Annotated in this window: 7 protein-coding genes; 6 read left to right on the top strand and 1 reads right to left on the bottom strand. The window is 66.5% G+C overall.

Features of this window, described 5'->3' with window-relative positions:
- From clpB to OS124_RS0106635, 3 genes are all read left to right on the top strand, one after another.
- Positions 1–2,289: ATP-dependent chaperone ClpB (gene clpB / locus OS124_RS0106645; RefSeq protein ID WP_029375234.1), on the top strand; the 2,289-nt coding region annotated here is incomplete at its 5' end.
- 121 nt (positions 2,290–2,410) lie between these two features.
- A complete protein-coding gene (locus tag OS124_RS0106640; protein WP_010138641.1) occupies positions 2,411–2,851 on the top strand; it encodes a hypothetical protein in 441 nt (146 codons plus the stop codon).
- Positions 2,852–3,084: 233 nt separating this feature from the next.
- Positions 3,085–3,603, top strand: coding sequence for a DUF2867 domain-containing protein (locus tag OS124_RS0106635; RefSeq protein ID WP_010138640.1), 519 nt, complete (start codon positions 3,085–3,087; stop codon positions 3,601–3,603).
- On the opposite strand, the gene OS124_RS27340 is transcribed toward OS124_RS0106635, so the two are convergent.
- Complete coding sequence (locus OS124_RS27340; RefSeq protein WP_010138639.1) at positions 3,570–4,118, bottom strand: nucleoside 2-deoxyribosyltransferase; 549 nt, start codon at positions 4,116–4,118, stop codon at positions 3,570–3,572. The two genes, OS124_RS0106635 and OS124_RS27340, sit on opposite strands and share 34 nt — an antisense overlap.
- A gap of 349 nt (positions 4,119–4,467) precedes the next feature.
- On the opposite strand from OS124_RS27340, the gene OS124_RS0106625 reads away from it, so the two are divergent.
- The 3 genes from OS124_RS0106625 (at position 4,468) to msrQ (ending at position 7,690) form a co-directional block, all read left to right on the top strand.
- Positions 4,468–6,009 (top strand): FMN-binding glutamate synthase family protein, encoded by a 1,542-nt coding sequence (locus tag OS124_RS0106625; RefSeq protein ID WP_010138637.1) that lies wholly within the window; start codon positions 4,468–4,470, stop codon positions 6,007–6,009.
- A gap of 116 nt (positions 6,010–6,125) precedes the next feature.
- Entirely contained in the window at positions 6,126–7,055 is a 930-nt protein-coding gene (gene msrP, locus OS124_RS0106620) for a protein-methionine-sulfoxide reductase catalytic subunit MsrP (RefSeq protein WP_010138636.1), read from the top strand.
- Positions 7,055–7,690 (top strand): protein-methionine-sulfoxide reductase heme-binding subunit MsrQ, encoded by a 636-nt coding sequence (gene msrQ, locus OS124_RS0106615; protein WP_010138635.1) that lies wholly within the window; start codon positions 7,055–7,057, stop codon positions 7,688–7,690. The genes msrP and msrQ overlap by 1 nt, the downstream gene beginning before the upstream one ends.
- Positions 7,691–7,939: the final 249 nt, after the last annotated feature.

Here is a 7,939-nt window from a genome sequence, read left to right as displayed (position 1 = left end):
CTGACCGCGCTTGCGCTGGTGAAATCCGGTGCCAAGACGGCGCTGGAGGCCGGCGGCGTTTCGGCGCAGAAGCTGAACGCCGCGATCAACGAGATCCGCAAGGGCCGCACCGCCGACACGGCAAGCGCCGAAGATACCTTCGAGGCGCTGGAGAAATACGCCCGCGACCTGACCAAGGCCGCCGAGGAAGGCAAGATCGACCCGATCATCGGCCGTGACGACGAGATCCGCCGCGCCATGCAGGTGCTGTCCCGGCGGACCAAGAACAACCCGGTGCTGATCGGTGAACCCGGTACGGGCAAGACCGCCATCGCGGAAGGTCTGGCCCTGCGCATCATCAACGGCGACGTGCCGGAAAGCCTGAAGAACAAGCGTCTTCTGGCGCTGGACATGGGTGCGCTGATCGCCGGTGCGAAATACCGGGGCGAGTTCGAGGAGCGGCTGAAGTCCATCCTGTCGGAAATCGAGACCGCCGCCGGGGAAATCATCCTGTTCATCGACGAGATGCACACCCTCGTCGGCGCCGGCAAGACCGATGGCGCCATGGATGCGGCCAACCTGATCAAGCCCGCTCTGGCGCGGGGCGAGCTGCACTGCATCGGCGCCACGACGCTGGACGAGTACCGCAAGTACGTCGAGAAGGACGCGGCGCTGGCGCGGCGTTTCCAACCGGTGATGGTGGCCGAGCCCTCGGTCGAGGACACGATTTCGATCCTGCGTGGCATCAAGGAGAAGTACGAGCTGCACCACGGCGTGCGGATCTCGGACTCGGCGCTGGTCGCGGCGGCGACGCTGTCGAACCGCTATATCACCGACCGCTTCCTGCCCGACAAGGCCATCGACCTGGTGGATGAGGCCGCAAGCCGTCTGCGCATGGAAGTGGACAGTAAGCCCGAGGAACTGGACCAGCTCGACCGTCAGATCCTGCAGATGCAGATCGAGGCCGAGGCGCTGAAGAAGGAAGACGATGCGGCGTCCAAGGACCGGCTGGAGACGCTCGAGAAGGAGTTGGGCGACCTGCAGGAGAAGGCCGACGCCATGACGGCCCGCTGGCAGGCCGAGCGCGACAAGCTGGCTGGCGCGCGTGAGCTGAAGGAACAGCTGGACCGCGCCCGTGCCGACCTGGACATCGCCAAGCGCCAGGGCGACCTGGGCCGCGCCGGTGAGCTGGCCTATGGCATCATCCCGCAGCTTGAGAAACAGCTGGGAGAGGCCGAGGCCGCCGAGGCCGAAGGCGGCGTCATGGTCGAAGAGGCGGTGCGCCCCGAGCAGATCGCCCAGGTCGTGGAACGCTGGACCGGCATCCCGACGGCGAAGATGCTGGAGGGCGAGCGCGAGAAGCTTCTGCGCATGGAGGATGGTCTGCACAAGCGGGTCATCGGCCAGAACGCCGCTGTCCGCGCCGTGGCCAATGCGGTGCGCCGGGCCCGTGCCGGGCTGAACGACGAGGGGCGGCCCCTGGGCAGCTTCCTGTTCCTCGGCCCGACCGGCGTCGGCAAGACCGAGCTGACCAAGGCGGTGGCCGAGTTCCTGTTCGACGACGACAACGCCATGGTGCGGATCGACATGAGCGAGTTCATGGAGAAACACTCGGTCGCCCGTCTGATCGGCGCCCCTCCGGGCTATGTCGGCTATGACGAGGGCGGCGTGCTGACCGAGGCCGTGCGGCGGCGTCCCTACCAGGTGGTGCTGTTCGACGAGGTCGAGAAGGCGCATCCGGATGTCTTCAACGTGCTGTTGCAGGTGCTGGACGATGGTGTGCTGACCGATGGCCAGGGCCGCCGGGTGGACTTCAAACAGACGCTGATCGTGCTGACCTCGAACCTCGGCGCCCAGGCGCTGAGCCAGCTGCCGGACGGGGCCGACGCCTCGGATGCCAAGCGCAACGTGATGGATGCGGTGCGGGCCCACTTCCGCCCCGAGTTCCTGAACCGGCTGGACGAGATCATCGTCTTCGACCGGTTGGGCCGGGCCGACATGGGCGGGATCGTCGAAATCCAGCTTGGCCGCCTCGAGAAGCGTCTTGCGGGTCGGAAGATCCGGCTGGAGCTGGACGGGGACGCCCGCAAGTGGCTGGCCGACGAGGGCTATGATCCGGTTTTCGGTGCGCGTCCGCTGAAACGGGTGATCCAGCGCGCCCTGCAGGATCCGCTGGCCGAGGCGATCCTGGGCGGCGAGATCCGCGACGGTGCGGTGGTCCCGGTGACCGCAGGCCCAGAAGGGCTGATGATCGGCGACCGGGTCGGCACCTCGGGCCGCGATGCGCCGGAAGAGGCCACGCTGCACTGAGCGTGCCGGATGGCAAACAGGAGGGGCGGCTTCGGCTGCCCCTTCTTCGTGGCTTCCCTTTTACCGGCGCTCTGTCATGACTGGCAGGCCGCCTGTCGCGGTTGTCTTGCCGAGGTATCCCATGCAGCCCTTTCCCGCCGATGCCCTGCGCCCCCTTGCCGCCCGCCTGAGCGGGCAGGGCAATGACTGGTCGCTGGTGATCGACTTCGCCCGCTTCCAGATCACCCTGGCGCCCGAGGGTCCCGAGGAGCAGCCGGTCGCGCTGGCCTTCGAAAACCCCTTCCGCGGCGATGGCGTCGAGCTGGGCACGGATGACCTTGCCGGCCTGATCGGGCGCAGCCTGGCGTTCCCCCGCAATCCCGAGGATGGCTATATCGACGGCTCCGTCTACTTCTTCGGCTGTCACAACCCGGTGGATGTCACCCGGCTGGACTTTGCACCGGATGGTGCGGGTGGCGTGATGCTGGGGGTCGAAAGCCGGTGGCTGATGAGCTTCGAAGGCACCGGCTTTGCGGATTTCGACTACAGCTTCAAGGTGCCGCTGGTGCGCCCCGGGGCCTGACAGCGCGGCCCGGGGTGGGCGGGGAAGGTGGATTGGCATCCACCCTACGCGGGTGGCGCGGTCCGCCCCCAGAAGTCTGCCCTGAAACCTTTGTCCTGAGGTCCCGCCATCCGCCCCGACCGTAGGGTGGGTGCAACCCACCGTCACGCCCGGGGCACCGGGGCCCAAGGCAATCTGTCGCGGGGCGCCTCCTGCCAATCTGCGCTTTTCTCGCGCCAATAGAGGAGAGAGCCATGGTCGCCCTTGCCGATGTCCCGCTGGTCGCCCCCCGTGGCGCACTGACCTTCCTGCATCACCGCAGCCTGGCCCTGCCGACGGGCACCCCGCCGCTGACCGCACTGGAGGTCTGGACCGCCATGATGGCGCAGCCGCTACCCGGCATGGCGCTGGCCTTCCGTCTTCGCGACGCGATCTCGGCCTGCTTCGGCGTGAAACGCATCGGTGGCTTCTCCGGCGCCGGGGTGGACAAGGTCGCGGCGGGAGATCACCTGGACTTCTTTCTGGTGGAAGAGGTGCGCCCCGATCTGCTGGTGCTGACCGAGCGCGACAGGCACCTGGACGTGATGACCTGCCTGTCGCTGGAGCCAGGATGCGGGACCGGGCCTGTCGTGACCGTCACCTCCTCGGTGCGGGTGCACAATCTCTTTGGCCGTCTCTACATGCTGCCGGTGGGCCTGGCGCATCGGGTCATCGTGGCGCTGATGCTGCGCCGGCTGCCTCAGGCGCTGGCGGCGAGGGCCTCGGCGGCCTGACGGAAGACCGTCAGGTCCTCGAAGGGCAGGGGGCTTTCGGGCAGGAAGACCCGCCCGCCGCCATCGTGGATCGCACCATCCACCATCAGGTTGTCTGTCAGGCCGAAGGGCTCGATGGAATAGCCGTCGGGGGTGGTCGGGCGGCGCTCTCCCTCGGTCGTGCCATAGCTCGCGGCGACGCGGGCTCCGAAGGGGCGCGGGTCGGTGGAATAGCCGACGAGGCGATGACCGAGGGCCGCCATGAAGCCAAGCTCGACCGCCGTGCCGACATCCATCGAGGGGCCGTGGAAGGGCGTCAGGTTGACCAGCGCGGCCGCGCAGGAGCGGGCCAGGCGGAAGTCCTTCTCGGCGATGGCCAGCCCGTGCCGGGCGGGGGTGCGGCCCTCGGGCGGCACGACTTCGTCGAGCGGGAAGACGGGATCCAGCCCGAGGTCGCGGCAAATCTGCTTCTTTTTCTCTCCGAGCGCCAGGGCTTCGGGGTGGAACACATCGGGGCCGGCAAGATAGACGCGCATGGGGGATCCTTTTTGCTCTTCCTGCCTCTTGGCGCGGGGCGGAGCAAGGGGCAGGGGCTCTGCCCCGTCTCCTGCGGAGACTCCCCGCAGTATTTCTCGCCATCGGATCAGGCCAAGGGCCTCTTTGTCCGCTCGGGGGCTGCAAGTGCGCCGCGTCTCCATCCGCCGTGAGGCGCCGGTCGGAGAGAGACGGGGAAGCGCCCGTCCTCTCCGGGGCGCAGGGGGGGGCGTCCGGGGCCGCGGGAGCCGCATGACAGAGTTCGGGCAGGTGAGCGCTAAAGGCGGTTGCGGCTGCTTCGGGGCTTCGCCAAGGTGCGCGCAGGCAGCTCTGGCAAGAGAGAAGACCCAAATGGATTTCATTGCACCCATCGTCGAATGGCTTGTTTTCATCTTCGTCATGGCGATCGGGCTGACGGCCCTGGCCGTGCTGGCCATGTTCCTGCTGGACCTCAGTCAGCGCGAGGACGCCATCCGTCGCAACTATCCGGTGATCGGGCGCTTCCGGGGGCTTTTCACCAAGCTGGGCGAGTTCTTCCGCCAGTACTTCTTCGCGATGGATCGCGAGGAGATGCCCTTCAACCGGGCGCAGCGCGACTGGGTCTACCATTCGTCCAAGGGCAAGGGGAACACGCTGGCCTTCGGCTCGACCCGCAACCTGTCGATCCCGGGCACGCCGATCTTCGTCAACGCGGTCTTCCCGCCGCTGGACGACCAGTTCGCCGCGACCAAGCCGATGCAGATCGGCCCCCATGCGCGCCACCCCTATGACGCGCCCTCGATCTTCAATATCTCTGGCATGTCCTATGGCGCCATGTCGCGCCCGGCCATCGAGGCGCTGTCGATGGGGGCGAAGGATGCCAATATCTGGCTGAACACCGGCGAGGGCGGCCTGTCGCCCTATCACCTCGAGGGCGGTTGCGACCTGGTCTATCAGATCGGCACCGCCAAGTTCGGGGTGCGCGACCATGACGGCAACCTCAGCGACGAGAAGCTGCGCGCCATGGCCGCCAAGCCGCAGGTCAGGATGTTCGAGCTGAAGCTGGCCCAGGGCGCCAAGCCCGGCAAGGGGGGCATCCTGCCTGCCGCCAAGGTCGACCAGGAGGTGTCCGAGATTCGCGGCGTGCCCATGGGGCGCGATGCCATCAGCCCCAACCGTCACCGCGAGATCGACGACTTCGCCGACCTGCTGGACATGATCCACCACATCCGCGAGGTCAGCGGCAAGCCGGTGGGGTTCAAGACGGTCATCGGCTCGTCCGATGCCTACGAGGAATTCTTCGAGATGATCCTGGCGCGCGGTCCCGAGAGCGCGCCCGACTTCATCACCATCGACGGCGGCGAGGGCGGCACCGGCGCCGCGCCGATGCCGCTGATGGACCTGGTGGGGATGCCGCTGCGCGAGGCGCTGCTGCGCATCGTCGACATGCGCGACCGCTATGGCCTCAAGGACCGCATCCGCATCATCGCTTCGGGCAAGCTGGTGAACCCGGCCGACGTGGCCTTTGCCATCTGCGCGGGCGCCGACTTTGTCGTCTCGGCCCGGGGGTTCATGTTCTCGATGGGCTGCATCCAGGCGCTGAAGTGCAACAAGAACACCTGCCCGACCGGCATCACCACCCATGACCCGCACCTGCAGCGCGGGCTGGTGGTGCAGAAGAAGTACAAGGGCGTGTCGAACTACGCCCGCTCGGTGATCAGCGAAGTCGAGATGATCGCCCATTCGGTCGGCGTCGCCGAACCGCGCCAGATGCGTCGCCGCCACGTGCGGCTGGTGCAGGCGGACGGCAACTCTGTCGTGCTGCGCAAGCTCAGGCCGTCGACGGGTCCGTCGCATGAGACGCCGCAGGCCAGCCGCACCGACGAGAGCCCGGTCGAGGCGCCGGACGCCTGAGCGTTCCGGTCCCCCTGCCGGAATGTTTCAGGCTATTCCCGCAGGTGTGACCAGGCATCATTTTGCCGAAGGCGCCTGCGCTGCTACCTCTTTGGAAACGCCGAGAGGAGGCAGCGATGAAACGCAACTGGAACGGCAAGCTGACAGAGAACGACGTGACGCCCGAGTCCGTCTACATGAACCGCCGAAGCCTGATCGCGGGCGCCGGCGTTGCCGGTCTTGGGCTGGCGGGGCTGGCGGGGCTGGGGGTCTTCGGGGCCGGACCGGCCGCCGCTGCGCCCGAGGGCCTGAAGCCGAACAGCTTCGAGGATATCTCCAACTACAACAACTACTACGAGTTCGGCACCGGCAAGGAAGATCCGGCCCGCTACGCCTCGGCGCTGACCACCGCGCCCTGGTCGGTCGAGATCAACGGCATGGTCGACAAACCCGGCACCTACGGGCTGGAAGACATCCTGAAGGGCAAGCAGATCGAAGAGCGCCTCTACCGGCTGCGCTGCGTCGAGGCCTGGTCGATGGTGATCCCCTGGAACGGCTTTGAACTGCGCGCGCTGCTGAACGAGGTCGGCGTGCAGTCCGGGGCGAAATACGTCGCCTTCGAGACCGCGCTGCGCCCGGACGAGATGCGCGGCGTGTCGCGCCCCGTGCTGGACTGGCCCTACCGCGAAGGCCTGCGTCTGGATGAGGCGATGCATCCGCTGACCCTTCTGGCGACCGGCGTCTACGGGAAGGACCTGCCGAACCAGAACGGCGCCCCGCTGCGCCTGGTGGTGCCGTGGAAGTACGGCTTCAAGTCGATCAAGTCGATCGTCCGCATCACCCTGCAGGAAGAGATGCCCTTCACCAGCTGGAAGGACGCCAACCACCGCGAGTACGGCTTCTATTCCAACGTGAACCCCGAGGTCAGCCACCCGCGCTGGTCCCAGGCCACGGAACGGGTGATCGGCGGTGGGCTGCGCTCGCGTCGGGAAACCGACATGTTCAACGGCTACGGGGAAGAGGTCGCCTCTCTCTATTCCGGCCTCGACCTGTCGAAGAACTACTGATGTCGGTGATCGCCCTTCCGACCCATGTGCAGCGCTCGTTGGCGGATCCGGTGAACCGGGTTCTGCGCCGGGTGCCGTCCTGGCCTCTCTATGTACTGGGGGCGCTGCCGCCTGCCTGGCTCTACTGGGCGGCGCTGACGGATCGGCTGGGCGTCGATCCGGTCAAGGAGATGGAGCACCAGATGGGCCTCTGGGGCCTCTGGCTGATCATCGCCACGCTGACGGTCACGCCACTGCGCACGGTGACCGGGATTTCGCTGCTGAAGTTCCGCCGGGCACTTGGCCTGCTGACCTTCTTCTACATCACGCTGCACATGCTGGTATGGATGTACTACGACGTGCAGTTCCTCAGCCAGATCTGGGCCGATATCGTCAAACGTCCCTATATCACCATCGGCATGGGGGGGCTGGTTCTGATGCTGCCCCTGGCCCTGACCTCGAACACCTGGTCGATCCGCAAGTTGGGGCGTCGCTGGCGGCAGTTGCACAAGCTGGTCTACGCGGTGGCAATCCTCGGCGCCCTGCACTTCGTCATCCTGGTGAAGGGCTTCCAGCTTGAGCCGATCCTCTACATGGCGGCGAGTCTGGTGCTGCTCGCCCTGCGCCTGCCGTTTCTGGCGCGAAAGAGACGCTGACGGGCGTCTGTTTCGGGCGAATTTGCCCGGACTCCCTGCTGAAAAGTGGCGAAGCCTACCCGATATCGAATCCGAGTCACCGGAAATCTTGCGTCTTGCTGCCCAGAGACGGTGTAATCGGCGATGATCGGCCTGCCTTTGTCCTCTGTGCGGATTGTTAAGTTGTTAATATCATGGGGTGAATTCGGTGTATGCAAAAAATGTGACGGGTTCCGTGATTTTCTGCTTGCGAGTGCCGGCCCCTGACAC

Source organism: Oceanicola sp. S124 (assembly GCF_000220565.1).
In the GTDB taxonomy this organism is placed as follows: Bacteria; Pseudomonadota; Alphaproteobacteria; order Rhodobacterales; family Rhodobacteraceae; genus Pseudooceanicola.
The sequence above is the reverse complement of the archived record's forward strand: the minus strand, read 5'-3'. Positions and strand labels throughout refer to the sequence as shown.

Excerpts from the sequence above, each read along its gene's own strand:
- OS124_RS0106640 (WP_010138641.1), top strand. The coding sequence starts at position 2,411 with ATGCAGCCCTTTCCCGCCGATGCCCTGCGCCCCCTTGCCGCCCGCCTG.
- OS124_RS0106635 (WP_010138640.1), top strand. The coding sequence starts at position 3,085 with ATGGTCGCCCTTGCCGATGTCCCGCTGGTCGCCCCCCGTGGCGCACTG.
- OS124_RS27340 (WP_010138639.1), bottom strand. The coding sequence starts at position 4,118 with ATGCGCGTCTATCTTGCCGGCCCCGATGTGTTCCACCCCGAAGCCCTG.
- OS124_RS0106625 (WP_010138637.1), top strand. The coding sequence starts at position 4,468 with ATGGATTTCATTGCACCCATCGTCGAATGGCTTGTTTTCATCTTCGTC.
- msrP (WP_010138636.1), top strand. The coding sequence starts at position 6,126 with ATGAAACGCAACTGGAACGGCAAGCTGACAGAGAACGACGTGACGCCC.
- msrQ (WP_010138635.1), top strand. The coding sequence starts at position 7,055 with ATGTCGGTGATCGCCCTTCCGACCCATGTGCAGCGCTCGTTGGCGGAT.